This window comes from Geobacillus sp. DSP4a, assembly GCF_013096875.1.
GTDB classification, from domain to species: domain Bacteria; phylum Bacillota; class Bacilli; order Bacillales; family Anoxybacillaceae; genus Geobacillus; species Geobacillus thermophilus.
Window position 1 is genome coordinate 1 of sequence record NZ_SDLD01000220.1, and the last position, 406, is coordinate 406.

1 protein-coding gene is annotated in these 406 nt (G+C 37.9%); it reads left to right on the forward strand.

What is annotated here, in order from left to right; all coding sequences use genetic code 11:
* Nucleotides 1-406: thiamine pyrophosphate-dependent enzyme (locus tag ETC02_RS17080; protein WP_253264192.1), on the forward strand; the 406-nt coding region annotated here is incomplete at both ends.

Below are 406 nucleotides of genomic sequence, written 5' to 3' on the forward strand. Positions count from 1 at the left end.
TCCAGGTGCAATGGCATCAAAAATTGCATATCCAAATAGACAAGCCATCGCAATTGCTGGTGATGGTGCATTCCAAATGGTGATGCAGGACTTTGCAACAGCTGTACAATATGATTTACCTTTAACAGTGTTTGTTCTAAATAATAAGCAATTAGCGTTTATTAAATATGAACAACAAGCTGCTGGTGAATTAGAATATGCGGTTGATTTCTCTGATATGGATCATGCCAAATTTGCTGAAGCAGCAGGTGGTAAAGGTTATACAATTAAAAGTGCTAGCGAAGTAGATGCTATTGTAGAAGAGGCACTAGCACAAGATGTACCAACAATTGTAGATGTTTATGTTGATCCTAATGCTGCGCCATTACCAGGTAAAATTGTAAATGAAGAAGCGCTTGGTTATGGT